Here is a 26,682-nt window from a genome sequence, read left to right as displayed (position 1 = left end):
GCAAATCAGTCTGTCCAAATCAGTCTGTCCATGGGCAGCATGCGATTTTCACGCTGCACTTGTCTATTATCTAATCGATTTAAATTCAACCGTCGCAATGCCGCATTCTCGCGAAATTGAACGCGCCCTGCGATAATTGACGGATTAACGGCTTGTGCACACATGACATGTTCATCTTAAGGCCATATTGGAACAAACAATCTGGATTCAAGTGATTTGGCCAAGATGGACGGTATCTTGGTTATGCCAAAGGAGAATGACATGAAGAGGCTGCAGGATAAGGTCGCAATCATCACCGGTGCCGGTTCGGGCTTCGGATCGGGCATGGCGCGTCGTTTTGCAGCCGAAGGCGCCAAGGTCATTCTCGCAGATGTGAATGTGAAGCGTGTAGAGGACGAGCTTGCCGATATCGGCAAGAGCGGCCTTTCCGTACAGGCGGATGTTTCCCGCAAGGACGACATGGAGCGCGTGGCGCGCACGGCTTTTGAGGCGTTCGGCCGCATCGATATCATGGTCAACAATGCCGGTTTCACGCATCGCAACATGCCGCTGACCGAAGTGACGGAGGACAGTTTCGACCTGATTGCGTCCGTGAACATGAAGGCGCTTTATTATTCAACGCAGATCGTTGTGCCGATCATGGAGCATCAGGGCGGCGGCGTCATCATCAATACGGCTTCGGCGACCGCGCTGCGTCCGCGCAAGGGGCTTGTCTGGTACAGCGCTTCCAAGGGCTGGATCATCAGCGCGACCAAGGCGATGGCGCTTGAACTGGCGGAGAAGAATATCCGCGTGAACTGCATCTGCCCCGCTGAAAGCGACGGCGAGGCATTGAAGCTGTTTCTGGAGGAAGATACGCCGGAGGCGCGCGAAGCGCTTAAACGCACCATTCCGCTCGACCGCTTTTCGACGCCGGAGGATGTGGCCGAAGCCGCGCTCTGGCTGGCGTCAGACGCGGCCTCCATGGTGACGGGGACGGCGCTTAATATCGACGGTGGCTATTCGATCTAGCCGTCGGCTTCAGCGAGGAAGTCATCAAAAAAGACTTCCAGCCGCTTGTGCCGTTCGGCGGCCATCCGCTTTCCTGTTTCCGTCTTGAAGCCGGAGGCGAGGCCGAACAGCTTGGTGCGGAAGTGGTCGAGCGCGAAGCGCTTGTCATCCAGCGGACGGTTTTCGGCATGAGGGTCGCGCCAGTCGTAGAGCGCGCTTCCCATGCGGCCAGCAATGTAAAAGCACCGCGCCGCGCCGATTACGCCTATCGCGTCGAGCCGGTCGGCGTCCTGCAAAATCCGGGCTTCCATTGTGACAGGTTCGATATTGGCCGAGAAGCTATGGGCCTCGATGGCGTGGGCGGCAAGGCCGATGCGCGCCTCATCCCATCCGAGACTGCGCAGCAGCGTTGTCGCCTTTTCCGCCGCCAGCCGCGAAGCGCGGTTCCTGTCGGGCGAGTTCTTCTCCACGCTCACGCAATCATGCAGCAGGGCGGCGGCGCAAAGCACTTCGGCATCGCCCCCTTCCTGACGCTGGATCGCGGCGGCATTTTTCCAGACGCGGGCAAGGTGGGAGAGGTCGTGCGAGCCGTCCTCGCCATGTTCCAGCGCGTGGGGCAGAAGAGCTTCCGCCAGCTTCTCGAAGGGCACAAAAATCTGGGCTGTCATTTGCTGTCTCGGGGAATCGAAGGGTACAGACCGATAATCCTTCGCCGTGTCAGTTCTGTGAAGCGCGGCGCAGCACAGCCCAATTATAAACCGCGCCGGCGGCCATGATCAGGCATGTGGCGAGGAAGACGGAACGCATCCCGAAATGCCCGCCGACAAAGCCCCCCGCCACCGGCCCTGCGACCTGTCCGACATATTGCGACGAGACCGAAAGCCCGAGAACGCCGCCCGCCACGCGGTCGGGGACGTTGTGCCTTATGACGCTGCTGATGCAGGGCAGCAAGCCGCCGAGCGCCAGCCCCATCAGGAAACGCAGCCCGATCAGCTGCCAGGCTTGCGTCACGAAGGCTTGCGGGATCAGAAGCAGGGCAGAAACCGACAGTGCGCCGATGATGACGCGCGTGTGGCCGATGCGGTCGGCAAGGCGACCCAGCCGTGAGGAAGACATGATGCTGCCAAGTGCCGCCGCAGCCATCACCACGCCGGAAATCAGTGTCACCTTCGTCTGGTCGTCCATCAGCTGCATCACATAGACGGTGATGATCGGCTCGATCGACATATTGGCGAAAAGCAGCAGCATGCCCGTCACCAGCATGGCGATGACCGGTTTTCTGTCCGGGACCGACGCCCAGATGGATTCCGCCTTCTGTTCCCTGGTTGGTTTCGGCGGCTTGCGCTCTTCGCGGATCAGGAAGGTGGTTGCCAGAAAGGTGAGGAAGATCACGCCGCCCGCCAGCCAGAAGGTGGCGCGGATGCCGATCAGCGGCGGCAATGCGCCGCCGAGCAGCGGCCCTGCCAGGTTGCCCGCCATGATGCCCGCCGACAGCGCGCCCAGCGCCCAGCCGGTCTTGTCCTTCGGCGTCTGCGTGGCGACGAGGATCATCGAGCCGGAGGAATAGCCGCCAGCAATGCCAACGAAGAGCCGCAGGGCCACCAGCTGCCACACGCTCGTCACCATGCCGATCAGTGACATGGCGACGGCCATGCCGAGGCTGGCGCGGATCAGCATCAGCTTGCGCCCGTAACGGTCGCCGAGCTTGCCCCAGAGCGGCGCGACGAAGGCTGCGGCCAGAAAGGTCGCGCCATAGGCAATGCCCGACCATTGCACGATGGCCGCGTGGTCCGCGACGCCGAGCTGTTCCACATAAAGCGGCAGGAAGGGCAGCAGCAGCGACATGGCGATAAGCGTGGTGAATGAGCCGACGAGGCAGATCGCGAGGTTCTGCTTCCAGTAGCGTTCGTGACTTTCTGCATCGCTCATTCCGGCGGTGTCATCCCCGGCGGCGGATTGTGTGGCGCTCATATTGTTCTCTGCGGGTTGTATTGTATTCCATTTTGGGATACCAAGTTGGAATACATCCATGCGCCTGTTGGCCTGGCTTGTCAATCGGTGCACGGCGGTGCGCGTGCAAAAGGAGAGCGGGTTTCAATGTCCCAGATGCAGGAAATCGAAGCGCAGCTTCGCGACAGGATTCTCGGGCTCGAACTTGGGCCGGGCGAACGTTTGACCGAGCGCTGGATCGAGGCGCAGTTTTCCGCATCGCGCACGCCGATCCGGGCGGCGCTCCTGCGGCTGGAGGCGGAGGGGCTCGTCTGCCGGGAAGGGCGGGGCTGGACGGTTTCGCCGATCAATCTGGGCGAAATCGAACAGATTGGCGTTTATCGGGAGGCGCTGGAAATTGCCGCTTTAAAGCTGACCTGCGCATTGGAAGATCGCAGCGGCGTCGAGCCGATTGCGGCAATGCTGGACAGTTGCGACGCCGATACCTCGCGGGAGGAATGGCACCGTATCGGCATGGATTTTCATATCGAGCTGGCGCGGCTGTCCGGCAACGAGTTTCTCAGCCGCGGCGTGCGCGATGCCATGCAGCGCCTTTCACGGGCGCGCTGGCTGGAGGTGCGCGACGAGGCGGCGCTCGCCCGGGCTTGGGCTGAACACCGCGCCATTCTGGACGCGGTGCGCGAAGGCGACGCCGACAGGGCGGCGGCGCTGATGAGTGCGCATCTGGATGGAAGCCGCAGCCGCCTCGTCAGCAATCTGCACGAGGATCGACGCGGCCTCAAAGCGCGGGGTTTTGCCGTAATAGGCACGTGACCGTTACCGCCATTCGGGTAGCTTGTGGCCGTCACGCGAATAATATTGCCGGCGCCCGTCGCGCAGCCCGATATCGTGCAGCAAATATTCCGGCGAATATTCCGTGACGACGAGCCGGGCCTTCCTGCGGACGAAAAGGCGTCCGATGAGTGCGCCGAGGCCCGACCGGCTTTCCGAGACAGGAGGGGCGGCTACGCAGATGGTGTCGGTGTTTTTCATGATCTCACCCATGAGCTGTGGCGGCGACTGTGGGAGGCGGTCGCGGTTAAACTGCTCCTATCCATATGCGCGTGAAATGCGTTGTTTTCCAATTGAATGTCGAGTAGCATGCATAAGGAGAACTTATGCATCATGACGTTGCCGCTGCCGCCGCTTTCCGCCATACGCGTCTTTGAATCGGCTGCCCGCCATGCGAGTTTCACGCGTGCGGCGGAAGAGCTTGGCATGACGCAGGCGGCGGTGAGCTACCAGATCAGGATATTGGAAGAGCGCGTCGGTGCGCCGCTTTTCCTGCGGCGTCCCCGGCAGGTTGTGCTGACCGAACTCGGCCAGCGTCTCGCCCCGGCGCTGACCGAAGCCTTCGAAACGATGCGCAATGCCTTTGCCAGCCTGCGGGAAGATACTGAGGGCGTGCTGACGATCAGCGTTCTGGCGACCTTCGCGGCCAACTGGCTGGTGCACCGGCTGGGTTCGTTCCAGATGTGCTATCCTTCGCTTGCCGTGCGGCTCGAAACATCCGACCAGCTGATTGACTTCGCGACAACGAACGTGGATGTGGCCATCCGCAGCGGCCAGGGAAATTGGCCGGGGCTTGAGGCGCATGAACTGATAAAGGCTGAATTCACGCCGATGCTGAACCCGGCGCTGGCTGAAAGCGTCGGCGGCATCCATGAGCCCGCCGATCTGTTGAAGCTGAAGGCCATCGACGCGAGCGACCCGTGGTGGAAAATCTGGTACGCGGCCGCCGGCATTGATGATCCGCAAATTCAGGGCAACACGCAGAACCGCTTCGGGGCGCAGCACCTGGAGGGACGCGCCGCCGCGTCGGGGCAGGGCGTGGGCATCCTGACGCCTGCCTTCCATACGCTGGAAGTCGCGTCCGGCCAGCTTATCCAGCCCTTCGACCTGCTTTGCGACGATGGCCGCGCCTATTGGCTGGTCTATCCGAAAAACCGCCGCAACGTGCCGAAGATTCGCGCCTTCCGCGAATGGATATTGGGGGAATTGCGCGGCGGGAACTGAGCGCGAAATTCTGAAAGCGAAAATTTTTTGCACGCATGTCACATTCGGTGACGCTGGTTCGTCATGACTACAGCATCGGCCCAAAAATCGGAATCGAATTTTGGAGCACGATGCGCAGGTTCAATAAGTTAGTGCGACCTTTGTGCGTCCGAATGGACGCACGGCGCTCTAATGAAATCAACATCCAGAAAGGAACGATAGAATGACCGCTCGACTAGATCCGTTTCAGGCTGCCCCGGCTGCGATGAAGGCATGGCTGGCCGCTTCCGAGGCCGCCGCTGCGGGACTGGATGCAAGCCTGGTTGAACTGATAAAAATCCGTTCTTCGCAGATCAATGCCTGCGCCAACTGCATCAATATGCACACAGCCGACGCCCGCGCGCATGGCGAAACCGAGCGGCGCATCTATCTTCTGTCGGCCTGGCGCGAGGCGCCGTGTTATTCCGAACGCGAACGCGCAGCGCTCGGCTGGACGGATGCGCTGACGAAACTGTCGCAGGGGCACGATTTCGCGCAGGCGCGCGACGCGCTGGAAGCGCATTTCACCAAGGAGGAACAGGTGAAGATCACCCTGATGATCAACATCATCAATGGCTGGAACCGCCTCGCGGTCGGTTTCGACCTCTGGTACGAAACCCCGGCCACAAAGGCTGCCGGGTAATGGCGGGGGCGCCCGAACATGGTCGCGCGGCGGAGATTTTCGATCCGCTGCGCCCGAAACTGATCCGTGTGGCCTATCGGATGCTCGGCTCGGTCGCCGATGCGGAGGATATGGTGCAGGAGGCATTCATCCGATGGATGAATGCCGACCGTAGCGACGTGCGCGAGCCGGAAGCCTTTCTGCGCCGCACCGTCACGCGACTGTGCCTCGACAGGCTGAAATCCGGCCAGAAGCAGCGCGAAACCTATTTCGGCCCATGGATTCCCGATCCGGTGGTCGAGGAGGAGGCGGACGAGGATGTTACGCTGCCGCTGATGCTGGCGCTGGAGCGCCTTTCGCCGCTGGAGCGTGCGGCTTTTCTGCTGCATGACGTGTTTGGGCTCGATTTCGAGGAAATCGCACAGACCATCCAGCGCGACGCCGCCGCCTGCCGCCAGCTTGCGGCGCGGGCGCGCAAGCATGTGCGCGAGGAGCGTCCACGCTTTCAGGTCGACAAACAGCATGGGCTGAAACTGGCGGAGGCATTCTTCGCCGCCTCGCGCAGCGGGGACATGAAGACGCTCGGCACCATGCTGGCGGCGGATGTGCATATGCAGGCCGATGGCGGCGGCAAGCGCCCGGCTTTCCCGAGGCCGGTGCTGGGTTTCGCCAATGTCATGTCGATTCACCAGAAGCTGGCGGCTTATTACGCGGCCAAGCGCTCGGAGTTTATTCGCGCGGTCTATATCAACGGCTTGCCGGGTTTCATCACGCGCGAGGCGGACGGAGAAATCCAGACGACCGCCCTCGACATCGAAGACGGCAAGATCGCCGGCATCTATGTCGTGCGCAATCCCGACAAGCTGAAACACCTACATTGAGCGGCGTGCACCATTCGCCTTCGAGCATGTCTCCAAAAACCGGTTCCGGCTTGGAGACATGCTCTACCCGATCAGGTAACGGCAAAGACCTGCCGCGCTAATGCCGATCAGCACGGTGGGTAGCATGGAAAAGCGCGTTGCGGCAAAGATCGTGATTGCAAGCGCGATCAGGTCCGCAGGCTTGTCTGACACGAAATCGGGCGCGATGACCGAGATCAGGACACAGCCCGGCGCTGCTTCCATCACCGCCGTCGCGCGCTTGCTGAGGGTGCGGTTGCGCGGCAGCACATAGCCGCCGATGCGGGTGAGATAGGTGACGCTTGCCATCAGAACGATGGTCAGTACGGCTAACGGATCGATCATTCTTCACCTGCCAGCAAATAGGCTGCAAACATAGTCTGGCAGGAGCGCAGGAGTTTGGTGGCAATCACGCCAAGGAGGCAAAGGTGCTGACGATTAGGAGGGAGGGAAGGGATATCAGATAAAGGATCTTGCCAAGAAGAACCCTCAGGGGCGCGAAACCGTTTAGATTGCCGATCTTTGATTGCACGGGGCTTTGCGGGTAAGCGTAAATACTCAATGAACAAATCTATCCTCTAAAATCCTTGCCCTTCGCAGGTTATTCCCTCCCGTGCAGCTGCAAAGGGCGATAGGTGCTGCATCAAGCTTCCAGAACCGCATTTCTGAAGCCGAACGCCATAAAATTCAGAGATAATACAGTGTATACTATGTTGATTCATGTCCGTAAACTTACCGGGTTGCTATCCGTTTCAGATGCACAATAATGAAATCGTTATGAACATTTTATTGTTGAGGATGCATGTTAAATAACGTTGTTAGGGCTGCTGCCATATTTACTGCCGTTTTTTCGACTGCATATGGATCGTATGCAAAAGAGTTTTCCGAATTGTGTGCCGAACACGGAGGGGTGGCGAGTATATATCAAGACATAGTTCCTGATCGAATTGTCGATTATAGTGACTATACTGATTTTTACGTATCAAATAGTTTATTTCGGTTGCCAAATATCAAGAGTAATGCATATATAAGAGATCAAATTTCTAAATCTATTGAAAATAAAATTCCAATTTCTGTTTGTTATAATACGACATCTGGTCCTAATAATACTGTTCTTGGTGTCTCTATGTATTTGAATTGAGAAATGTTTTTTCTTAGCAATAAAAAAATAATCGGTGATTCTTTCATGAGAAAAACGCTTAGCAGGATAATTATCGCATCGTCCATTGCAATTGTATATCAATATGATGCGGTTGCGGGGGATTTTTCACAGACATGTGCAGAGCACGGTGGTGTTTCTACTCGATATCAGAACTATATTCCAAATTTAATTATCGATTTCAGCGATTATACCGATATATGGATGAGTGGTAGTGTATTCCGGCTACCTAACATTAGCAGTAATGCGTATATACGGAATCAAATATACAAATCGTTTAAAGATAAAATACCTGTTTCTCTATGTTATGATACGCGGACGACGCCTTACTTTTTTTTAGTTGGTATATCCTTAAAGTTGCAATAGTTTGTATGCTTAACCCGAATAGACTTGTGGAATCTTGTTTGACCGGGCTTAATCTCACCCTACCTGCCAGTCTATTCCAGCGGCAATTAGTCCACGCTTTTGCGCACGGCTTTACCTAACGGCTTGCCGGGTTTCATCACGCGCGAGGCGGACGGAGAAATCCAGACGACCGCCCTCGACATCGAAGACGGCAAGATCGCCGGCATCTATGTCGTGCGCAATCCCGACAAGCTGAAACACCTACATTGAACGGCGTGCGCCATTCGCCTTCGAGCATGTCTCCCAAAACCGGTTCCGGCCTGGAGACATGCTCTACCCGATCAGGTAACGGCAAAGACCTGCCGCGCCGATGCCGATCAGCACGGTGGGCAGCATGGAAAAGCGCGTTGCGGCAAAAATCGTGATCGCAAGCGCGATAAGGTCCGCAGGCTTGTCTGAGACGAAATCGGGCGCGATGACCGAGATCAGGACACAGCCCGGCGCTGCTTCCATCACCGCCGTCGCGCGCTTGCTGAGCGTGCGGTTGCGCAGCAGCACATAGCCGCCGATGCGGGTGAGATAGGTGACGCTTGCCATCAGAACGATGGTCAGTACGGCTAACGGATCGATCATTCTTCACCTGCCAGCAAATAGGCTGCAACGAGACCGGACACGGCGCCAGCAGCGACATACCAGGCGCCGGGAACGGTGAGATAGGTCAGCGCGGCCACCACGAGACTGACCAGCCAAGGCCGCGCCGCCGCGAAGCCTTTCCACATGCCCGCCAGCAGAACCAGAAACACCGCCGGAAACGCCATGTCGAAACCATAGGGGCGCAAATCGCCCATCATCGGGCCGAAGGCGGCGCCCAGCGTCGTGAAGACCACCCATGCGAGATAGAAAGGTATGGCAACACCGGCATAGAAGGTGAGGCTCAGGGCCGGGTTCACGCCTTTTGACTGACGTTGCTTCGCATCCGCAAGGCCGAGCGCCCAGCTTTCATCGCACATGAGGAACAGGCTGGCGAAGGCCTTGCGCTTGGGCAGATGGCGGATGAACGGCGCCAGAGCCGCGCCCATCAAAAGATGGCGGCTGTTGACCAGAAAGGTGATCGCAACAATCAGCAGCACATGCGGCGGCGAGGTCCAGAGCTGGATGGCCGCAAATTCCGATCCGCCGGCAAAATTCAGGCCGGTCATCAGAGGCACTTCGACAAGGCTGAGACCCTTCTGTGCGGCTTGCGCGCCCAGCACCAGCGCATAGGGAATGATGCCAAGCAAAACCGGCAGGCCGGCGGCAGCCCCGCGACGAAATTCCGAGCCGCGCCCGGATCTGCTTTTTTGAGGCACATAGGCCTGTGAAATATCCATAAAATTCCTGCTGGCTGGCCGGGTCATCGGCTGCCCCTTGCTCGGTCTCGTGCGGGTTTGCTTGAGAAGTTCTGCACTATAACCAATCTGTTGAGCAATTTGGTTGCGAATTGCGTCCGTTTGCATCAATCTTTGGCAGGAAATGCCAGAGAGATCGCCATAAATGGAATCGGACGCCAATGAAGCTCGATGAGATCGACAAAAGGATTCTGCGCGTGCTGCAACGCGATGGGCGCATCGCCAATAATGATCTCGCAAGAGAGGTTGGCCTTTCGCCTTCGCCCTGCCTGCGGCGGGTCAAGCTTCTGGAAGAAGCGGGCGTGATCGACCGCTATGTCGCGGTGCTGAACCCTGCCAAGGTGGGCAAGGGTCTCACTTTTTTCACCCGCATCCGGCTGGACCAGCAGGATGAGGAAACGCTTCAGACCTTCGCCAAGGAGATATTGAAGCTGCCGCAGGTGCTCGAATGCTATTTCATGCTTGGCGATTACGATGCGATGATCCGGGTGGTTGCGGCGAATATTGAAGACTATCGCCGCTTCCAGTCGGAATATCTGAGCCGGATCAAGGGCGTTCAGAACCTGAAGACCGACGTGCCGAGCCAGACGGTCAAGCAGACTTCCGAAATGCCCCTTTAGGATTGGTCATGCGGCCTGCTCTTTTGCAATGTCCGGATCGAGCCGCGCCAGTTCCTCATTGACCTGATCTGCCAGCGCGAAGAAGCGCTTGCGCATCTTCGCAGCATAGGGATTGGCGTGCTCGATGGCCTGAAAAACTTCCGGCGCGTCGTGGCGCACCATGCCGACCGCCTGCATCAGAAGATCAAAGCTCTTCGTTGTCATGCGGGTGGGCAATGGTTCCATCTGCACCAGAACCCTGGCGATGAGATGGGTCAGGCCCTGCACCATGGCCGCCTCGCGGTCGTGATCTTCCGGGGTGGTGACGATGACGTCGAGGCCGAGGCGGTCTTTCAGGAAGGCCGCGACGCTTCGCGTCCGGTTGCCCCGCACAGGACAGACGGCGATCTTCAGGCCAGCGATGCCGTCGCGCGCGCTTTGCGGGCCGAAAAGCGGATGTGTGGCGACGATATCGACATGCGCGGGCAAGCACCGCCGCATGATGTCGGCAGGCCCGACCTTGACCGAGCCGACATCGAGGACGAGCGTGCGGGGATTTAAGTGCGGCGCGATCATTTCCGCCACGCGGGTGAGGGTTGCGACCGGCGTCGCGAGGATGACGATATCGCAGCCCGCAGCTTCTTCCCGGCTGGTGAGTTCGACGCCATGCATTTGGGCCGTGTGTTCAAGGCCCGCGGCGGGATCGTAGGCATACAAGTGGAAATACGGTTTCAGATGACGAGCGATAAGCTGCCCGAATGCACCAAAGCCGATAATGCCAATTTTTGTATGCTGATTGTTGTCGCGAGACATGGACTGACCTCTTAAGGGCCACATGGCCAGAGGCGCTGTCCTTGAAAACTCAACCGCTGGCAATGCAGCGGTTGAACTATGACAAAGCAAACCCGCCGCTATGTGAGCGGGGCGTAATAAGACCGGGTGCTGATGAGTGCTTTGTTCATGCTGCCTAGCTATTCCCGCTTCCGACGGATGTCAACACGTTGTCTATTTCAAATAGGCGCGGACCACATCGACCAGTTCGCCAGCGCCTTCGTCACGTTCCTTCTGGGGCAGGTCGCCGTCGGCCACATGCATCAGGATATGGTCCTCGATCACTTCCGCCATCAGGCCGTTGACCGCGCCGCGAACCCCGGCAATCACCTGCATGACCTCGGCGCAGCCCTTTTCGTCCTCCAGCATCCGCTCCACACCCTCGAGCTGTCCGCGAATGCGGCGCACGCGGTTGATCAGCTTCTGCTTCTCGCGAATGGTGTGAGTCATGAATGCTCCTGAAATCTGGACGGTCAGGCGGGACGCGCTTCCACCTCCACAGTCACATGCGACAAATCATGGATGGCTGCAAGCTTTTCGCGATAATAGGAGGGTGCGCGCGGATTGGCGGCGACGATGGACACGATTGCGCTGTGATGGCCCGGTCCGATCTGCCAGACATGCAGGTCGGCGATTTCCGCGCCTTCCTTCGCGATGATTGCGCCTATTTCCTCGGGCAAGTCCTCATCTTCGGGAATATAATCGAGAAGCGTTGCGCCTGCCTCGCGGATGAGGCTCCACGACCAGTTTACGATCACCAGCGCGCCGACAATCCCCATCGCGGGGTCCAGCCAGAGCCAGCCGTAAAGGCTGCCGAGCAGCAGTGCCACGATGGCAAGCACCGATGTCAGCGCATCGGCCAGCACGTGAATATAGGCCGCGCGCAGGTTCTGGTCATGTCCGTGATGGGCGTGCTTATGCCCATGGTCATGTCCGTGATGGTGATGCGCGTGATCGTCTTTCAAAAGCCAGGCGCAGACGAGATTGACCGCCAGTCCGATGCAGGCGATGAAGATGGCCTCACGAAAATCGATGTTAACAGGCGCGCTGAGGCGCCGGAAACTCTCCCAGCCGATCAGCAGCGCGATCATTGCGAGAACGATGGCGCTGGCGAAAGCGGCAAGGTGGCCGAGCTTGCCCGTGCCGAAGGTGAAGCGCGGATTGTTGGCGTGTCTGCGCGCATAAAGATAGGCGAAGCCGGCGATCAACATAGCCGCCGCATGGGTGGACATGTGCCATCCGTCCGCAACCAGCGCCATGGAACCGTAGATGTTTCCAGCGACAATTTCGATCACCATCATCGTGGCGGTAATGGCGATAACCATCCATGTCCGCCGCTCGTTGCGCTGGTGGCTGTCGCCCAGGAAAACGTGGTCATGCCGGGAGGTGAAGCGTTGCGCGTGGTGTTCCGAATGAATTTCGTCATGCATGATGCCGGTCTCCGTAATATAATAGGGGGGTATACTATTTTTAACAGTCGCGCAAGCCTGCCCGTGCGAAGCTGCTTCTGGCAGCGGCACGGTCGGCTCTGCTTTCCGAGGGCGGGCAGTTTCACAATTTTGCCGGCTGCTCTGTCTGACCCTACTGGAAGATGTGCAAAGGACGTAGCGGTTCGCCTTTGGAGGTAGGGCTGACGCCTATTCGGGGTGGCTCCTTTCCCCATTGCCCGAATCTTCTCGCAGTTTTGTTCGGCTAATATGGTTTCTCAGTCTTGGGGCAGAACCATCGGAGCACCGCTGTCCGGCTACGGAAAACGGCGCTTCCAGTTTTGAAGCTGCGCATCGCGCCTGCAAAATCCACGCCGGGCATAGGGACCGGCCGGGCAGATGCGGCGATGAGCGAAAAGCGGAGGGATTTATGTCTTCAGACGGAAATGGTCATACGCCTCGCAACCGCGCGCGACGGCATTTTCTGGGGCTTGCAGCGTCTACTGCCGCAAAGGTTGCGGCGCTGGGCGTGTTTGCTGCCACGGTATCATCGCGTCCGTCACAGGCGCTGGGCACGAAATGGTGGCATGGCCATGGCGGGGGCGGAGGAGGCGGCACGGGCGCCAACTGCCTCCTGAAAGGAACGCTGATCGAAACGCCCGGCGGCCCGGTGGCGGTGGAGACATTGTCAGTTGGCGATCTCGTGACCACGGTCCGGGGTGAAGCGCGCCCGGTCAAATGGGTCGGCTGGCAGAGCCACAGAAAGGGCGGCACGCAATGGAATGAAAGCGTGATGCCGATCCGCGTCAGGCGCCATGCCATCGACGGGAAAACACCGCAGCGCGACCTTTATCTTTCGCCCAACCACGCGCTACTGATCGATGGCGTGCTGATCCGCGTAAAGGATCTGGTCAACGGCCAGAGCATTGCGCGCGTGTCGATGGACAAGCCAATCGACTATTACAACATCGTTCTCGACAGCCATGACGCCATACTGGCGGAAGGGGCTGCCGTGGAGACCTACCTGATGCGCGGCGACAGCTACAGGAGCTTCACCAATTTTGCCGAATATCAGGAATTATATCCGGATGAAGCCAATATCATCATGCAGCCCTGTGCGCCGCTGATGGGCTACGAGGGTGCCCGCCAGCACATACATGCGCTGCTGTGCATGAGCGGCCTTCTTCCTGTGCGGGACGTGGTTGAGGAAACCTATCAGCGTCTGGCCGCGAAGGCAGGTGCAAGCGTGGCGTAGAACATGAAGCACCGGACGATGGTAAGAATGGCGGGGTGCCGACTGCACCTCGCCTTTTTCCTGAGAGCGGGCCGGCCTATATCCTGTCCATCAAGGCATACCATGACAGGGCAAGGAACAGCAGCGGCGAGCGGAAGGTGCGTCCACCGGGGAAGGCGGGAATGCGCAGTTCCTCGAACAGTTTCAGCCTGTCGCGGTTGCCTGCAAGGGTCTCCGCATAGAGCTTGCCCATGTAATTGGCCAGCATGACACCATGGCCGGAATAGCCGCCCGCTGAAATGACGCCCGGCATCACCTCGCGCACGAAAGGCTGGCGCGGCATGGTTATGCCGACCGAACCGCCCCATGCATGGGTGATCTCGACCTTGTCCAGCGCCGGATAAATCTCGGCGATCTGGCGGCGGATATGGGTGCTGATGTCGCGCGGGTTGTCGGCGGTATAGGCCTCACGCCCGCCGAACAGCAGTCTCCCGTCCTTCGAGCGGCGGAAATAGCGCACCACGAAGCGGGAATCGTCGATGGATTCACCGCCCGGAATAACCGGGCTGTCATCGCCAAGCGGCACTGTCGCCCCGATGAAGGAGCGGATCGGCATCACATGCGATGCGCTTACCGGCTCCAGCAGCCCGCCATAAGCATTAACGGCGATGAAGGCGTTTTTCGCGACGATCGTTCCGCGATTGGTTTCGACCTCGACCCGCCCGCTCGCTGTGCTGATTTTGGTGGCTCGGGTGTCTTCAAACAGCTTTGCGCCTGCCGCATGCGCCGCTTTTGCGGTTCCGACAAGCAGTTTCAGCGGATGGATATGGCCGGTGCCAGCATCATAGACCCCGCCAAAATAGCGTTCGGACCCAAGCAGCCTCGCCGTTTCCCCACGGTCGAGCAGACGCAGATGCGGATAATTGAAGCGGCTTGCCATCAGCTCGACATGGCGCTCATACGACTTCAGATAGCGTGGCTTGTGCACGACCGAAATCTGGCCGGGCACATATTCCATGTCGATCCTGTGTTCGTCCGCAAAAGCGAGGAGATAGGCCTTGGCTTCCTCCGCTACGTCGAACAGCGCCTTGGCGCGCTCGAAGCCATATTCGGCTTCGAGGTCTTCTGCCCATGTGCGCTGGCCGGTGCCGAACTGGCCGCCATTGCGCCCCGACGCCCCATCCCCAAACCGTGCGCCATCAATGAGTGTCACATCCACGCCTTGCCGGGCCAGATGATAGGCCGCTGAAAGCCCCGTATAGCCGCCGCCGATGACGACGACATCAGCCTGCCGCGAGCCATCCATTTCGGGATATTGCGGGCGGTCCGGAACGGTCGCCTCGTACCAGGAATAGCCGGGCGAGATTGGGGACTGGTAGGGCATTGGCGGCTCCGGGTGGGTAGGGCAGTAAGGCAGTAGGGCAATAAGGCAGTATGTTATTGATCGGAGAGTTTCCGGATCAGAAGCCTGAGAAGTTTGCCAATACTTTCGCTTTTCACCAACATTGAATTGATTGTTTCGTTCTGCATAAAACCAAGCCTTTCGGCGATGAGGAGATGCGTTTCCATTTCCTTGAGAGAGCCTTGGGCAATGCGCAGGAATTGCTGGTAAGAACCGCGATTTTCTCGCCCAAATCCTTCAGCGATATTCGCAGGAACAGAAACGGAGGCGCGACGAACCTGGCTTGTCAGGCCGTAGATTTCTTCCTTAGGCCAGCAATCGGTCATCTGGTAAATTGAGATGACCATCTCCATCGCCTGCTGCCAAACAAGGAGATCACGATATGAATTGACTGTCATGATCCCCCGTTTAGTTTTTCCCTACTGCCCTACTGCCCTACTGCCCTACTGCCCTACTGCCCTACTGCCCTACTGCCCTACTGCCCTACTGCCCTACTGCCCTAAAACTAAACATTGAGCAGCAGAAACTCCCGCTCCCACGGGCTGATGACTTCCATGAAGGTTTCAAACTCGGCGCGTTTGATGGCGGCATAGGTGGTCACGAAGGAACTGCCGAACAGATTGCGCAGTTCCGCGTCGTCCTCGAACAGTTCCACAGCGTCGATCAGGCCGCGGGGCAGGTCAATTTCCTTGGTATTGACGCTCGTGGTCGCAGGCTGTTCCGGTTCGATCTTGTTCACAAGACCGATCAGGCCGCAGGCAAGCGAAGCCGCCAGCGCAAGGTAAGGGTTTGCATCGGAGGAGGGGATGCGGTTTTCCACGCGGCGCCCGCTGGGGTCGGAGCGCGGCACGCGGAAAGCGGTGGTGCGGTTGTCATAGCCCCATTTGACATTGACCGGCGCGGAGGCATCCGGCGTGAGGCGGCGGTAGGAATTCACGTAGGGCGCGAACATGACGAGCGCATTCGGCACATGGCGCTGCATGCCGCCGATGAAATTGCGGAAAGCCTCGCTTTCGCTGCCATCCTCATTGGTGAAGATGTTGCGCCCGGTCTTCTTGTCCACGATGGACTGGTGGATATGCATTGCCGATCCGGGCTGGCCCTGGATGGGCTTGGCCATGAAGGTGGCGTACATGTCGTGTTTCAGCGCCGCCTCGCGGATCGTGCGCTTGAACATGAACACCTGATCGGCGAGTTCCACCGGGTCGCCGTGGCGCAGGTTGATTTCAAGCTGACCGGCGCCTTCCTCGTGGATCAGCGTGTCGATCTCCAGCCCCTGGCCTTCGGAGAAATGATAGATGTCGTCGATCAGTTCGTCGAATTCGTTGACGCCCGCGATCGAATAGCCCTGACCGCCGCCAATGGCACGGCCCGAACGGCCGACGGGCGGCGTCAGCGGGTAATCGGGATCGGGGTTCTTGCGCACCAGATAGAACTCGATTTCCGGCGCCACGACCGGCTTCAATCCGCGCTTGTTATAGGCGGCAACCACGTTGCGCAGCACGTTGCGCGGGGTAAATTCCACCGCACGCCCGTCCTGATAGACGAGATCGCAGATAACCTGCGCCGTCGGGTCGGATTCCCACGGCACAGCCGAAAGGGTCGAGAGATCCGGCATCAGCTTCAGGTCGCCGTCATCTTCCGGATAGTGGAATCCGTAGCCGTCTTCCGGGTAATCCCCGGAAATCGTCGTCATGAAGACGGCAGAGGGCAATGCCAGCGAGGTATTGGAGGTGAATTTCTTCGACGGCATCATCTTGCCGCGGGCGACCCCCGCCTGATCGGGGGTGATGCATTCGATGTCTTCGATGTCGCGCCAGGCAAGCCATTCGGTCGCCTGCTTCCAGTTCTTCACACCGCGAAGAGATTTGACATAGGCAGGCGTACGGCGACGCGGCGCGCGCGTAGCCTTCTTTTCCGTCGTATCAGCAGACATCCATCACCAGAAAATGATTTCGATATCGGCATGATAGCCGTGACCGGCCTTAATGACAAATGGGTTGGCCAAGCTTTTGTGTGCGCCATCGCAGAAAGCGCACACAAAAGAAAAACCGCGTATCAGAGGCCGAAATGGCCCTTGAGAGCAGGCACATTTGCCACCAGCTGGTCGATCAGTTGCGGGTCATGATCGCGCACATAATTGATGACCTGTCCGCCTGCCTCGGTGATCTGGTCGCTGGAGAGGCCGCTGGAGCGAAGCGTGGCGGCGGCCTTCAGAAGCGCGCTCATCTTTTCGCCCGCAACATTATCCATCAGGCCCGACAGTGCACCCATGATGCCGCCGGCGCTGTTGGCAAGCACGTCATGGGCGCTGGCGTGTTGCTGCGCATCCGGCAGGAGCGCGAAAATCTTGTTGCCGATTTCCGGCGCGCTGTGCTGCAGCACGGAAAACACCGAACCTGCAAGTTTCTCGGCAAGTTGCGGATCGATGTTGATTTGCGCCGCGATACTGTCGATGAGAGATTGAATTGACATGGATGCGTCTCGTGTTTCTTGCCCCCGCAGGGGCCGCTTACAGATGCCCCCGGAAAGAATGCGGTCCTTCCGGGGCCATAGGGCAGGATCATGATGGAGGTGCCTGCGTCAATGCACAAAGCGCGGCTTTGTCAGGATTGAATGAATTTTCTGTCAAGAATCGCAGTTAAGGCGAAGAGAGGCGTGATTGCCCAGAGAAGCTCGCGTCCGGACAAAAAAACCCCGACTGGCGGGGCCAGCCGGGGAGGTCAGTTGAGGAAATCCGACCATAAAGCGAGTGGTATTTCAAGTCCGTTTCATCGAATTTTGCCGACAATTGCGCGTTTGGACATTCTGTCGCTGCCAAAAGCAATGTGCGTTAACATGGCGGCGACGGCGGTTGTCAGGATCGTCATCATTTTTCGTGGGTGACGATGACGGGGATGAGCAAGTCTCCCCAGTTGCCGTCGCCGCCATGATGCCGGGCCGAGCGGACCAGTTCCACGGAAACGCCTGCCTCGACCGCCTTCATGACGGTGTAGTTGAGGCGATGCAGATCGTTGGCGAGCATACGGATAACGGTCTGCTGATCCGTGGTCATGCTTGAAGATTGTTCTTCTGCTCTTTCCTTGACGCGTGCTGGCGAATTCATGGAACTGTTCCTCCTGTTTGATAACTGACTGCTATTCAGCAGCCGGTCTGAACTGCGCTGTTTCGGTTGATTCCTTCATGGCGGTGGTCGAAGACTGGCCACCGGTGATTGCGAGCGATACGGCATCGAAATAGCCGGTGCCGACTTCGCGCTGGTGCTTGGTCGCGGTGTAGCCATTGGCTTCGGCTGCAAATTCCGCCTGTTGCAGCTCGGAATAGGCCGCCATCTGCCGGTCCTTGTAACCGCGCGCCAGTTCGAACATGCCGAAGTTGAGCTGGTGGAAACCGGCCAGCGTGATGAACTGGAACTTGTAGCCCATCGCGCCCAGCTCACGCTGGAACTTGGCAATCGTGGCGTCGTCGAGGTTCTTCTTCCAGTTGAACGACGGCGAGCAGTTATAGGCGAGCTTCTTGCCCGGATGCGCCTTGTGCACGGCTTCCGCGAAGCGGCGAGCCTGTTCGAGATCTGGCTTGGATGTTTCCATCCAGATCAGATCGCAGTAAGGCGCATAGGCAATCGCACGGGCGATGCATGGCTCGATGCCGTTCTTCACCTGATAGAAGCCTTCCGCCGTGCGGCCCGCGTCGTAATCGACGAAAGGCTGGTCGCGCTCGTCGATATCCGAGGTCAGAAGCTTGGCGGCTTCCGCATCCGTGCGGGCGATGACCAGCGTGGCCGTTCCCATCACGTCGGCCGCGAGGCGCGCCGCGTTGAGATTGCGGATGTGTGCCGCCGTCGGGATCAGGACCTTGCCGCCAAGATGGCCGCACTTCTTTTCCGAAGCGAGCTGGTCTTCATAATGCACACCCGCAGCACCCGCCTCGATGAAGGCCTTCATGATTTCGAAAGCGTTCAGCGGTCCGCCGAAGCCTGCTTCCGCATCGGCAACGATGGGGGCAAACCAGGTGTCGACCGAAAGCCCCTTGCCTTCGGCGGTTTCGATCTGGTCGGCGCGCTGCAAGGTCTTGTTGATGCGCTTGGCGAGTTCCGGAGCGGCATTTGCCGGATAAAGCGACTGGTCCGGATACATGGCCGATGCCGTATTTGCATCTGCTGCAACCTGCCAGCCGGAGAGGTAGATCGCCTTCAAACCGGCGCGAACCATCTGCATGGCCTGATTGCCGGACAGCGCGCCCAGCGCATTGACGAAATCTTCCTCGTGGATCAGCTTCCAGAGGCGGTTCGCTCCCATTTCAGCCAGCGAATACTTGATCTCCACCGAGCCGCGCAGCCTTTTTACATCTTCGGCCGTATGCGCACGCTGGATGCCGTCGAAGCGACCCTTTGGTGCCGAAGGAATAAGGCTGTAAAAATCTGTCATTTCGGTGTCTCCTCACACTTTGAACTGGTCGGGAAGAGCTAATTGCCTGTGCTCTTTCTGTGACCAGATTTACAATCGCGATTATTGGAGTGCCAGAGAAACCGGAGAAATGGGCATATAATTGAGGTAATGCTGTCGGAGTTGTGACTGGGTGGCGATGTAAATTTGTAAATCTTGTCAAAGACTGGTTTTGCAGCTATTTTGTCATGAATTGTAAAGTTTACGGGTACGGGGTCGGGAGGAGCAGGTGAGCGAACGCAAGATTTTTGCCGGGCCGCGCATCCGGCGCATTCGGAACGAACGCGGTTTGACCCAGACGGCGATGGCCGAGGCGCTGGGCATTTCGCCGTCCTATCTGAACCTGATAGAGCGCAACCAGCGGCCCCTGACGGTACAGCTGTTGTTGAGGCTTGCGAGCGTTTACAAGCTCGACCTCGATAGTCTGCAATCCGAAAGCGGTACGACGATCACCGGCCTGAAGGAAGTGTTTTCCGATCCGCTCCTGACTGGCGAATTGCCGGGCGATCAGGAACTGGTGGAGATCGGGGAGGCGGCCCCCAACGCTGCCGTCGGCATTATGAAACTTTACCGTGCCTATCGCGAGCAGCAGCAGCGCCTGTCCGATCTGTCGCAATTGCTCTCGCATGAGGGCAGCGGGGCGGAGCTATCCGCGACACGCCTGCCGCTGGATGAAGTGCGCGACGTGATGGCGCGGCGGTCCAATCATTATCCGCGCATCGAGGAGGAGGCGGAGAGCTTTTTCGCGTTATTGAAACCAGATGGCGACTTGTCCGCAGCCTTGAAGGATTGGCTGCGCCGTGAGCACGGCATCACCGTGCGCACACTGCCCGTCGCGACCATGCCGAACTGGCGCAGGCGCTATGACCGGCATTCGCAGCGCCTGTTCATTTCCGAACGGCTTTCACCGTTTGACCAGTTGCAGGAAATCGCCATGGAAGCGGCGCTGATCCGTATGCTGGTGGTGATCGGCGCGGAAACCGAAGGGCTGAAACTATCGTCTGGGGAAGCAAAGCGTATCGCGCGATTTGAACTGGCGCGCTATGCGGCGCAGGCGCTGATGATGCCTTACCGTCAGTTTCGCGATGCGGCGGTGCGGGCACGCTATGATGTTGATGTGTTGCGCACACGCTTCGGCGTTTCGTTTCAGCAGGCCGCGAACAGGCTCACCACCTTGCAGCGGCAAGGGGCGAGCGCATTGCCTTTCTTTGTGATGGAAATCGATCATGCGGGCAACCGGCTGCGTGTTGCAGGTGCCGAAGGCTTTCCGGTTCGTTTCGGCGGGCAATGTCCCAAGCTGCCGGTCTATGCGGCTTTCGCGCAAGCCGGGCAGGTGCTGGTCGAGCCGGTGGAACTGCCGGACGGTTCGACCTTTCTGACGGTCGCCCGCACGCTGGAAGGGCCGCAGGGCGCATTCAGCGAGCGTCCGCGCCGAACGGCGATCCTGCTCGGTTGCGCGCTGGAAGCAGGCGTCGAAACCGTTTATGGCGCATCGCTGTCGAAGGCCGGCAATACGGAGATCGGCTCTGCCTGCCGCCTGTGTGAAAGACAGGGCTGCATCACCCGCGCCGAGCCGCCGCTGACCCGCCCGCTCGGGCTGGACGAGATGGTGGCGGGGATATCGGCCTTCGACTTCCAGTAGGGGCGCGATATTTCGGTTTTTCTGGCCTGCACATGGCGTGGCTCATCGCCCCTCTGGGAGCCTCCGAGAAGCAATTTTTATGTTCGTCCTGTCACGACCCTGTTGACGAACGCAGCGCAATCTAAAAAAGTGCAATAAAGAAACAGTATATCCACCTTGAACCTGCACCGGAATTTATCGTGCAGATTGGAGCAAATGATGGGGATCAAATCCTTCCTTCTGGCAACGACCGTCGTGACGGGCTTTGTCGCGGCTGCCACGTTTTCCGCGAGTGCGCAGGAGCGGGTGGTCAATATCTATAACTGGTCGGATTATATCGACGACTCCATCCTCAAGGACTTCACCAAGGAAACCGGGATCAAGGTCGTCTACGACGTTTACGACTCCAACGAAATTTTGGAAACGAAGCTTCTGGCTGGCGGTAGCGGCTATGACCTCGTGGTGCCATCGGGCGAATTTCTTGGCCGTCAGATTCCCGCAGGCGTATTCCTGAAGCTCGACAAGGACAAGCTCCCGAACCTCAAGAACATGTGGGACGAGATTTCGACCCGCGCGGCAACCTACGATCCGGGCAACGAATATTCCGTGAACTACATGTGGGGCACGACCGGCATCGGCTACAACAAGGCCAAGATCAAGGAAGCGCTCGGCACTGACACAATCGATTCATGGGCCGTGCTTTTCGATCCGGAACAGTCGGCCAAGCTGAAGGATTGCGGCATCTATCTGCTTGATTCCGCCAGCGAAATGCTGCGCCCTGCGCTGAATTATCTGGGACTGGACCCGAATTCCCCGTCGCCGGATGATTTGCAGAAGGCGCAGGATCTTTACCTCAAGATCCGTCCGAATATCCGCAAGTTCCACTCGTCGGAATATATCAACGCGCTGGCCAATGGCGATATCTGCATGGCTGTTGGCTATTCCGGCGACATCTTCCAGGCACGTGACCGCGCTGAAAAGGCAAAGCAGGGCGTCGAGATCGGCTATTCCATCCCGAAGGAAGGCGCGCTGATGTGGTTCGACCAGATGGCGATCCCGGCAGACGCCAAGCATGTGCCGGAAGCGCTTGAATTCATGAACTACATGATGCGCCCGGAAGTGGCTGCCAAGGCTTCGAACTATGTGTTCTATGCCAATGGCAACAAGGCGTCGCAGGAGTTCATCGACAAGGAAATCCTCGACGATCCGGAAATCTATCCGACGGAAGAGGTGATGAAGAAGCTGTTCGTGCCGACGCCGTATGACACCAAGACCCAGCGCGTGGTGACGCGCGCCTGGACCAAGATCGTCACCGGTCAGTAATAACCGAACGGTATGCCTGGGGTGCGACCCGGCATGACATCGTAAAGAGCGGCCCACTGTGCAGACGGAGGGCCGCTCTGCGTCTTGTAACAGTGGGTTTTGCCCGCAGGATCAGGTTCCGGTTAAAGCATTTCCAGCAAAAGTGCGGAGCGGTTTTGCGTCGGGTAATGCGTAAGCCAAGGAAATAGAGCGGTTCCACGGTTCCGTTTAACTGGAACCGCTCTGGTTTATAGGGGAACGGAATGGAATCTTTTGGCAGTTTTCGCCGCAAGTTTGCGCCTTGGAACGATCCGGCAGCCAAGCCCTTCATTTCTTTTGAGAATGTGACGAAAATATTCGGCGACTTCACCGCCGTCGACGACCTGTCGCTCAATGTTTTCAATCGCGAGTTCTTCGCGCTGCTCGGCGCTTCGGGCTGTGGCAAGACCACGCTGATGCGGATGCTGGCAGGCTTTGAAGAGCCGACCTCCGGTCGCATAACGCTCGACGGTCAGGACATGCGCGGCATCCCGCCCTACAAGCGCCCGGTCAACATGATGTTCCAGTCCTATGCGCTGTTTCCGCATATGACGGTCGAAAACAATATCGCTTTTGGTCTCAAGCAGGACGGTATGGCGAAATCGGAAATCGATGCGCGCGTCGCCGAAATGCTCAAGCTCGTGAAGCTGGAGCAATATGGCAAGCGCAAGCCGCATCAACTCTCGGGCGGTCAGCGCCAGCGCGTGGCGCTTGCCCGCTCGGTTGCCAAGCGTCCCAAGGTGCTGCTGCTCGATGAACCGCTTGGCGCGCTCGACAAGAAGCTGCGCGAGGAAACGCAGTTCGAACTGATGGACTTGCAGGTCAAGCTCGGCATGACCTTCATGGTCGTCACCCACGATCAGGAAGAGGCCATGACCATGGCCGACCGGATCGCGGTGATGGACAAGGGCCGCATCAAGCAGGTGGCGACGCCTGCGGAGGTCTATGAAGCGCCGCGTTCCAAATTCGTGGCCGACTTCATCGGCAATGTGAACATCATTGAAGGCGAGGTGGTTAAGGCCGCCAATGGCGAAGCCGAGATCGCCACGGAAAAATTCGGCTTTCACATCCAGACTGAAACGCGGGAAGAACTCAATCCCGGCCAGAAGGTCTGGTATGCGGTGCGCCCCGAAAAGACGCGCATCACGCGCGAAAAGCCGGACGATGCTTCGGTGAACGCGGTTGATGGCGAACTTTGGGATATCGCCTATTTCGGCGACATGACGGTGTTCCATGTTCGGCTCGACAACGGCCGCACCATCAAGGCCGCCAGCCTCAATGCCGTGCGCAGAACCGAAAATCCGCTGACCTATGACGAGCGCGTCTGGGTTTCCTTCGATACCGATGCCGGTCTGGTGCTCACAGCGTGAGGATTGCCCCATGCAGAAGCTGATTGCTTCCATTGCCAGCCGTCTCGTCATCGCGGTGCCTTATCTCTGGCTGCTGGTATTCTTTCTCGTCCCGTTCTTCATCGTCTTCAAGATTTCGCTGTCGCAAGTCGCGATGTCGATCCCGCCTTATGTTCCCACCTTTGGCATCGCCGAGGGGCTTGCCGCGAACTGGGCGAAGATCAAACAGCTGTCGTTTGATAATTATCTCTGGCTGCTCGACGATCCGCTTTATTACAAGGCCTATCTGTCGAGCGTCCGCATCGCGGCGATTTCGACTTTCCTGACATTGCTGGTGGCCTATCCGATGGCCTATGGCATTGCGCGCGCGCCAACGACAATCCGCCCGACGCTTCTGATGATGGTGATCCTGCCGTTCTGGACATCGTTTCTGATCCGCGTCTATGCCTGGATAGGCATCCTGAAGCCGGAAGGACTGCTCAACCAGTTTCTGATGTGGCTCAACGTCATCGACAGTCCGCTCACCATCCTCAATACGGATACGGCGGTGTATATCGGTATCGTCTATTCCTATCTGCCTTTCATGGTGCTGCCGATCTATTCGTCGCTGGAAAAGATGGACTACTCGCTCATCGAAGCGGCACAGGACCTTGGCTGCACACCGTTTACCGCCTTCTGGAAAATCACTTTCCCGCTGTCGCTGGCGGGCGTGCTGGCTGGCTGCTTCCTCGTATTTATCCCTGCCATCGGCGAATTTGTGATCCCGGATGTGCTTGGCGGCTCGGAAACACTCATGATCGGCAAGACGATCTGGAACGAGTTTTTCTCCAACCGTGACTGGGCCGTGGCTTCCGCAGTAGCGGTTGTCCTTCTGGTCATCCTGATCATCCCGATCGTCATATTCCAGCAAGTTCAGGCACGTGCGCAGGAAAAGGGGAAATAGACCATGAATAGCAATTGGTCGCGTTTCAATATTGCGTCTGTCGTGCTCGGCTTTGCATTCCTGTATCTGCCGATCGTTATCCTTGTGATTTTCTCGTTTAATGAATCGCAATTGGTGACCGTCTGGGCCGGGTTTTCAACCAAATGGTACCGGGGGCTTCTGAATAATGAATCCCTGATGGCGGCAGCGTGGATAACGCTGCGCATCGCGTTTCTTTCAGCCACGGTGGCTACTGTGCTTGGCACGCTCGCCGCACTGGCGCTGACGCGCTATACCCGGTTTCGCGGGCGTATCCTGTTTTCAGGCATGGTTTACGCGCCGCTGGTCATGCCGGACGTCATCACCGGCCTTTCGCTTCTGCTGCTTTTCGTGGCGATGAATTTCGACCGCGGCTTCTGGACGATTGTTCTGGCCCATATCACTTTTGCCATGTGTTTCGTGGCGGTTGTCGTGCAGTCCCGCCTGGTGAGCTTTGACCGCTCGCTGGAGGAAGCGGCGATGGACCTCGGTGCACCGCCGGTCACGACTTTCATGAAGGTGACATTGCCGGTCATTTTGCCAGCCGTAGTGTCGGGCTGGATGCTGGCCTTCACCCTCTCGCTCGACGATCTGGTGATTGCAAGCTTCGCATCGGGTCCGAGTGCAAGCACATTGCCCATGAAGATCTACAGCCAGATGCGGCGTGGCGTAACGCCGGAGATCAATGCGATCTGTACGATCCTGATCGCGCTGGTCACCACAGGCGTCATTATCGCATCCATCGTCAACAAGCGCCGCGAAGTGCAGCGCCGCCGCGACGAACAGGCAGCATTCCGCCTGGGGTAGATCGGAATGTTTGCCTGCTGGCCGTCTGCGGTCAGTAGGCAAACCGCGCCGCGAGAAGTTTGCCCCGTGCCATGGTCGGCAACTCGACATAGCGATGCATCAGCGTAGCAATGCCCACGCTCAGGACAATATAGGCCGGTAGCAGCGCGATCAGGGCGATATGCTCGTAAAACAGGTGCACGAGCGCAAAAAGCACCGTCGCATGGACCAGATAGAGGCTGTAGGAAATACGGCCCAGAAATTGCGGCAGGGGCAGCAGCAGGAAGCGGCGCAGCGTATCGCTGGAAACCGCAAGCACGATGATCCACACAAGTCCCGTAATCGTGGCCCAGTCGGTGAGGTCTCCAAGCCAGCTTTTCAGCATGGGTGGTCCGGCGCCATAGGTGACGAGCACCAGAGCCACGATATTGATCGCGATCAGCATCCGGTTTGAGAGCTGCCGGTAGAAGCTTTGAATGGCCGGCAGGTTCTGCGCCATCAGGCTGCCCAGCAGGAAAAAGCTCGCAAAATGTACGGTTATCCACCAGCCGCCCGTATAGGGATCGGACCGAAGACCGTTTGCGAGAATGGAAAGCCCGAACGCGACGACAATCGCCGCTGTCGGCCGCAATGCGACGGTGAGGGCAAAGAGCAGCGGAAATATGATCGATATACGCATCTCGTAAACCAGGGACCAGAAAGCCGTATTCACTTCGCCGTTGGGATAAGCGCCGATGAACAGCAGATGCTGTGCGATCGTTTGCGACGTCACCGGCGTGGTCCATGTAAGATTGAACCAGTTGCTGAGCTGAGGGATAGGGCCGTTCAGAAACAGGGCGCCGGCAAGCGCCACTGAAAGCGCAACGAGATAGGGCAGGTAAATCCGGCAGGTGCGCCGGATAAGATAGGCCGGATAAGAGGGGGCGTGGTGCATGAAAGGCAGCGTGAGAACGAAGCCGCTCAACAGGAAAAAGAGCAGGACCGCTTCATGGGCAGCAAAGAAGAACCGAAGCGGGGATCGCAGCAGAATGAAAAAGTATGGCCCCATGGCGTCATAGGGCCAGATATTCACGAAATGCCGCATCAACACGACGGTCGCCGCCAGTCCGCGTAACGCATCGAGTTCGGGATAGCGTCCTGGCAGGGTGTGTATCGGCACGACCGGGGCCCCTTGCTCCTTTGAGGAAGCCAACTTTGCGGACCACGCGCCTTTCGGTCAATTCGGGCCTTTGGCTGGCGCCCATCGCCGAAAGGCGTAGG

The 26,682-nt window shown here is 58.3% G+C and carries 29 protein-coding genes and 1 pseudogene; 14 read left to right on the top strand and 16 right to left on the bottom strand.

The genetic code is table 11. The features are described 5' to 3' along the window. Window positions 1-261: 261 nt before the first annotated feature. On the top strand, window positions 262-1,011 hold the full coding sequence (locus tag J9800_RS03810) for an SDR family oxidoreductase (RefSeq protein ID WP_114214690.1): 750 nt from the start codon (window positions 262-264) through the stop codon (window positions 1,009-1,011). On the opposite strand, the gene J9800_RS03805 is transcribed toward J9800_RS03810, so the two are convergent. After that, window positions 1,008-1,658: an HD domain-containing protein gene (locus J9800_RS03805; protein ID WP_210845534.1), complete on the bottom strand. Its 651-nt coding sequence runs from the start codon at window positions 1,656-1,658 to the stop codon at window positions 1,008-1,010. The genes J9800_RS03810 and J9800_RS03805 overlap by 4 nt on opposite strands. A 49-nt stretch (window positions 1,659-1,707) precedes the next feature. Continuing rightward, window positions 1,708-2,961: a multidrug efflux MFS transporter gene (locus tag J9800_RS03800; protein ID WP_112587138.1), complete on the bottom strand. Its 1,254-nt coding sequence runs from the start codon at window positions 2,959-2,961 to the stop codon at window positions 1,708-1,710. A gap of 126 nt (window positions 2,962-3,087) precedes the next feature. On the opposite strand from J9800_RS03800, the gene J9800_RS03795 reads away from it, so the two are divergent. After that, entirely contained in the window at window positions 3,088-3,753 is a 666-nt protein-coding gene (locus J9800_RS03795) for a GntR family transcriptional regulator (protein ID WP_112587140.1), read from the top strand. A 3-nt stretch (window positions 3,754-3,756) separates the two neighbouring features. Here the strand turns inward: J9800_RS03795 and J9800_RS03790 are convergent, their stop codons facing one another. Further along, window positions 3,757-3,972, bottom strand: a complete 216-nt coding sequence (locus J9800_RS03790) for a hypothetical protein (RefSeq protein ID WP_112587142.1) — start codon at window positions 3,970-3,972, stop codon at window positions 3,757-3,759. A gap of 132 nt (window positions 3,973-4,104) precedes the next feature. On the opposite strand from J9800_RS03790, the gene gcvA reads away from it, so the two are divergent. From gcvA to J9800_RS03775, 3 genes are all read left to right on the top strand, one after another. Continuing rightward, window positions 4,105-4,995 (top strand): transcriptional regulator GcvA, encoded by an 891-nt coding sequence (gene gcvA, locus J9800_RS03785; protein WP_114214692.1) that lies wholly within the window; start codon window positions 4,105-4,107, stop codon window positions 4,993-4,995. 202 nt (window positions 4,996-5,197) lie between these two features. Continuing rightward, complete coding sequence (locus tag J9800_RS03780; RefSeq protein ID WP_112587146.1) at window positions 5,198-5,656, top strand: carboxymuconolactone decarboxylase family protein; 459 nt, start codon at window positions 5,198-5,200, stop codon at window positions 5,654-5,656. Next, a complete protein-coding gene (locus J9800_RS03775; RefSeq protein WP_114214693.1) occupies window positions 5,656-6,516 on the top strand; it encodes a sigma-70 family RNA polymerase sigma factor in 861 nt (286 codons plus the stop codon). Before J9800_RS03780 ends, J9800_RS03775 begins: the two co-directional genes overlap by 1 nt. 63 nt (window positions 6,517-6,579) lie before the next feature. Here J9800_RS03775 and J9800_RS03770 read toward each other — a convergent pair whose 3' ends face one another. Beyond that, window positions 6,580-6,879: an AzlD family protein gene (locus J9800_RS03770; protein ID WP_210845532.1), complete on the bottom strand. Its 300-nt coding sequence runs from the start codon at window positions 6,877-6,879 to the stop codon at window positions 6,580-6,582. A 457-nt stretch (window positions 6,880-7,336) separates the two neighbouring features. Here J9800_RS03770 and J9800_RS03765 point away from each other — a divergent pair, with 457 nt between their 5' ends. Together J9800_RS03765 and J9800_RS03760 are read left to right on the top strand one after the other, a co-directional pair. Next, window positions 7,337-7,675: a hypothetical protein gene (locus J9800_RS03765; protein ID WP_162792617.1), complete on the top strand. Its 339-nt coding sequence runs from the start codon at window positions 7,337-7,339 to the stop codon at window positions 7,673-7,675. A gap of 474 nt (window positions 7,676-8,149) precedes the next feature. Next, window positions 8,150-8,308: pseudogene (locus J9800_RS03760) on the top strand (RNA polymerase sigma factor SigJ); the annotation flags it as partial. A 63-nt stretch (window positions 8,309-8,371) separates the two neighbouring features. On the opposite strand, the gene J9800_RS03755 reads toward J9800_RS03760, so the two are convergent. Continuing rightward, window positions 8,372-8,671 (bottom strand): AzlD family protein, encoded by a 300-nt coding sequence (locus tag J9800_RS03755; RefSeq protein WP_105544018.1) that lies wholly within the window; start codon window positions 8,669-8,671, stop codon window positions 8,372-8,374. Continuing rightward, complete coding sequence (locus tag J9800_RS03750; RefSeq protein ID WP_112587150.1) at window positions 8,668-9,408, bottom strand: AzlC family ABC transporter permease; 741 nt, start codon at window positions 9,406-9,408, stop codon at window positions 8,668-8,670. The genes J9800_RS03755 and J9800_RS03750 overlap by 4 nt, the downstream gene beginning before the upstream one ends. Before the next feature lie 179 nt (window positions 9,409-9,587). Between J9800_RS03750 and J9800_RS03745 the strand changes: the two genes are divergently transcribed. Then, the gene (locus J9800_RS03745) at window positions 9,588-10,046 is read left to right on the top strand and encodes an Lrp/AsnC family transcriptional regulator (RefSeq protein WP_114214695.1); all 459 of its coding nucleotides are present in this window, start codon (window positions 9,588-9,590) and stop codon (window positions 10,044-10,046) included. Window positions 10,047-10,052: 6 nt separating this feature from the next. On the opposite strand, the gene J9800_RS03740 is transcribed toward J9800_RS03745, so the two are convergent. From J9800_RS03740 to dmeF, 3 genes are all read right to left on the bottom strand, one after another. Further along, on the bottom strand, window positions 10,053-10,838 hold the full coding sequence (locus J9800_RS03740) for a prephenate dehydrogenase/arogenate dehydrogenase family protein (RefSeq protein ID WP_114214696.1): 786 nt from the start codon (window positions 10,836-10,838) through the stop codon (window positions 10,053-10,055). Between the two features lie 192 nt (window positions 10,839-11,030). Next, window positions 11,031-11,306, bottom strand: coding sequence for a metal/formaldehyde-sensitive transcriptional repressor (locus J9800_RS03735; protein ID WP_112587154.1), 276 nt, complete (start codon window positions 11,304-11,306; stop codon window positions 11,031-11,033). A gap of 23 nt (window positions 11,307-11,329) precedes the next feature. Continuing rightward, entirely contained in the window at window positions 11,330-12,286 is a 957-nt protein-coding gene (gene dmeF / locus J9800_RS03730; protein ID WP_112587156.1) for a CDF family Co(II)/Ni(II) efflux transporter DmeF, read from the bottom strand. Window positions 12,287-12,713: 427 nt separating this feature from the next. Here dmeF and J9800_RS03725 point away from each other — a divergent pair, with 427 nt between their 5' ends. Beyond that, on the top strand, window positions 12,714-13,538 hold the full coding sequence (locus J9800_RS03725) for a Hint domain-containing protein (protein WP_114214697.1): 825 nt from the start codon (window positions 12,714-12,716) through the stop codon (window positions 13,536-13,538). Window positions 13,539-13,614: 76 nt separating this feature from the next. Here the strand turns inward: J9800_RS03725 and J9800_RS03720 are convergent, their stop codons facing one another. The 6 genes from J9800_RS03720 to aceA form a co-directional block, all read right to left on the bottom strand. Beyond that, window positions 13,615-14,901, bottom strand: coding sequence for an NAD(P)/FAD-dependent oxidoreductase (locus J9800_RS03720; RefSeq protein ID WP_114214698.1), 1,287 nt, complete (start codon window positions 14,899-14,901; stop codon window positions 13,615-13,617). Between the two features lie 53 nt (window positions 14,902-14,954). After that, window positions 14,955-15,317: a four helix bundle protein gene (locus J9800_RS03715; RefSeq protein ID WP_114214699.1), complete on the bottom strand. Its 363-nt coding sequence runs from the start codon at window positions 15,315-15,317 to the stop codon at window positions 14,955-14,957. A 107-nt stretch (window positions 15,318-15,424) separates the two neighbouring features. Continuing rightward, entirely contained in the window at window positions 15,425-16,855 is a 1,431-nt protein-coding gene (locus J9800_RS03710; protein ID WP_114214700.1) for a glutamine synthetase family protein, read from the bottom strand. A 122-nt stretch (window positions 16,856-16,977) separates the two neighbouring features. Beyond that, window positions 16,978-17,394, bottom strand: coding sequence for a DUF2267 domain-containing protein (locus J9800_RS03705; RefSeq protein ID WP_114214701.1), 417 nt, complete (start codon window positions 17,392-17,394; stop codon window positions 16,978-16,980). A 394-nt stretch (window positions 17,395-17,788) separates the two neighbouring features. Next, the gene (locus J9800_RS03700; protein ID WP_006473055.1) at window positions 17,789-18,025 is read right to left on the bottom strand and encodes an SMc00767 family acetate metabolism repressor; all 237 of its coding nucleotides are present in this window, start codon (window positions 18,023-18,025) and stop codon (window positions 17,789-17,791) included. A 31-nt stretch (window positions 18,026-18,056) separates the two neighbouring features. Beyond that, window positions 18,057-19,346 carry an isocitrate lyase gene (aceA, locus tag J9800_RS03695; RefSeq protein WP_010659116.1) on the bottom strand — a complete coding sequence of 430 codons (1,290 nt, stop codon included), beginning with the start codon at window positions 19,344-19,346 and terminating at the stop codon, window positions 18,057-18,059. A gap of 247 nt (window positions 19,347-19,593) precedes the next feature. Between aceA and J9800_RS03690 the strand changes: the two genes are divergently transcribed. From J9800_RS03690 to J9800_RS03670, 5 genes are all read left to right on the top strand, one after another. Further along, window positions 19,594-21,006, top strand: coding sequence for a helix-turn-helix domain-containing protein (locus tag J9800_RS03690; RefSeq protein ID WP_112587166.1), 1,413 nt, complete (start codon window positions 19,594-19,596; stop codon window positions 21,004-21,006). 198 nt (window positions 21,007-21,204) lie between these two features. Then, window positions 21,205-22,308 carry a polyamine ABC transporter substrate-binding protein gene (locus J9800_RS03685; protein WP_112587753.1) on the top strand — a complete coding sequence of 368 codons (1,104 nt, stop codon included), beginning with the start codon at window positions 21,205-21,207 and terminating at the stop codon, window positions 22,306-22,308. A 242-nt stretch (window positions 22,309-22,550) separates the two neighbouring features. Then, window positions 22,551-23,696, top strand: a complete 1,146-nt coding sequence (locus J9800_RS03680; protein ID WP_112587168.1) for an ABC transporter ATP-binding protein — start codon at window positions 22,551-22,553, stop codon at window positions 23,694-23,696. A 10-nt stretch (window positions 23,697-23,706) separates the two neighbouring features. Next, entirely contained in the window at window positions 23,707-24,618 is a 912-nt protein-coding gene (locus J9800_RS03675) for an ABC transporter permease subunit (RefSeq protein ID WP_112587170.1), read from the top strand. A 3-nt stretch (window positions 24,619-24,621) separates the two neighbouring features. Next, window positions 24,622-25,443 carry an ABC transporter permease gene (locus J9800_RS03670; RefSeq protein ID WP_112587172.1) on the top strand — a complete coding sequence of 274 codons (822 nt, stop codon included), beginning with the start codon at window positions 24,622-24,624 and terminating at the stop codon, window positions 25,441-25,443. A gap of 31 nt (window positions 25,444-25,474) precedes the next feature. Here the strand turns inward: J9800_RS03670 and J9800_RS03665 are convergent, their stop codons facing one another. Further along, window positions 25,475-26,581 carry an acyltransferase family protein gene (locus J9800_RS03665; RefSeq protein ID WP_114214702.1) on the bottom strand — a complete coding sequence of 369 codons (1,107 nt, stop codon included), beginning with the start codon at window positions 26,579-26,581 and terminating at the stop codon, window positions 25,475-25,477. Between the last annotated feature and the right edge of the window lie 101 nt (window positions 26,582-26,682).

Source organism: Ochrobactrum sp. AP1BH01-1 (assembly GCF_018066705.1).
In the GTDB taxonomy this organism is placed as follows: domain Bacteria; phylum Pseudomonadota; class Alphaproteobacteria; order Rhizobiales; family Rhizobiaceae; genus Brucella.
Note: the sequence above shows the minus strand (reverse complement) of the source record. Positions and strands in the feature narration are given on the sequence as shown.